At 70.8% G+C, this 1,262-nt stretch carries 1 protein-coding gene; it reads left to right on the top strand.

Annotated features, from left to right (window positions below):
* Window positions 1–172 precede the first annotated feature (172 nt).
* A complete protein-coding gene (locus tag AC27KI_RS25165) occupies window positions 173–796 on the top strand; it encodes a DUF1439 domain-containing protein (RefSeq protein ID WP_487116512.1) in 624 nt (207 codons plus the stop codon).
* Window positions 797–1,262: the final 466 nt, after the last annotated feature.

Genomic DNA, 1,262 nt, shown 5'->3' on the forward strand with positions numbered 1-1,262 from the left:
GCGGAGGCCGTCACCGCCCCGCAGTCGCCCTGGTGGCAACGCTGGTGGGGCTGACGTGCGGGCCGGGGCCATGGGGCCGGTCGGCGCCCGCCTGCGCCGCCGGCCGGGAACTGATCGGCCTGCCCGCGGTCAGTCACTGCCGTTGCCGGTCTTTTCTTTTCCGCACATGAGGGTGTCCGCCACGATGGTTGCTTTCCGTTCGATTCCGCACCCCGCGCACTCCAAGCCCTCCAGAGCACCTCGTGGCGTTTTCCGGGCCGTCTGCGCCGCGCTCGCCCTGGCCGCCTGCGCCGTGGCGCCCCAGGCCTGGGCGCAGAGCTACACGATCTCCGCCGAGCAGATGCAGGGCGCCGTGGCCGAGAAGTTCCCCCGCCGATATGCGCTGGGCGGCCTGATGAACCTGGATGTGCAGGCGCCCCGGCTGCGGCTGCTACCGCAGCAGAACCGGCTGAACGCCGACATGGACGTGACCGCCTCGGGTCCGCTGCTGCAGCGCCGCTACGCCGGCGCGTTCGATGTGGACTTCGCGCTGCGCTACGAGCCATCGGACCGCACGATCCGCGCGCACCAGCTGCATGTGAACGCGCTGCGCCTGGAGGGGCTGCAGCCGCAGGCCGCGGAAATGCTCGACATCTATGGCCCGCAGCTGGCCCAGCAGACGCTGAGCGAGGTGGTGCTGCACCAGTTGCGGCCGCAGGACCTGGCCGTGCCGGATGGCCTGGGCATGCAGCCGAGCAGCATCACGGTGACGGACAAGGGGCTGGTCGTGCGCTTCGAGCCCAAGGCCGCACCTTAGAAAGGAAAGTGTTCACCGCTTTTTCGGGGATGGCTCTTCTACCCGCGGGGCCAGGGCCTTTCCGGGCGGTTTGCCGCGTTGCCGCGTCTGCACGCAAGCCCCTGCCATTGGCGGCGCACCGCGCCTTGTATCCCGCGTTGGAGATGTTCTGAGCGCCGGGCCCGGCGCGCCGCAGGGCAGGTGCGGCGTGGTCCTACCCCGGTCCGGCCCGGCGTTTTTTACGATGGGTGCTTTCCGGCGCGGCCACGCAGCGCCGTTGCGCACGGTCCCGCCGTGCCCGCCAGGGGCCACCGGCCCCTTCCGCCCCATTCCTTTCATGCCACCGGCGGCGCCTCGCGCGCGGCCCGGTCCTTCTTTTCAAGGAGCTCCATGAACACGCCATCCTTCACCTCGTGGTTCCAGACCGAAACGCTCTGGGGCCTGTCCCTGGTCAGCCTTGCGCTGGCGCTGGCCGCCGCGCTGGGCG

The organism is Acidovorax sp. KPB24-03 (genome assembly GCF_057546605.1).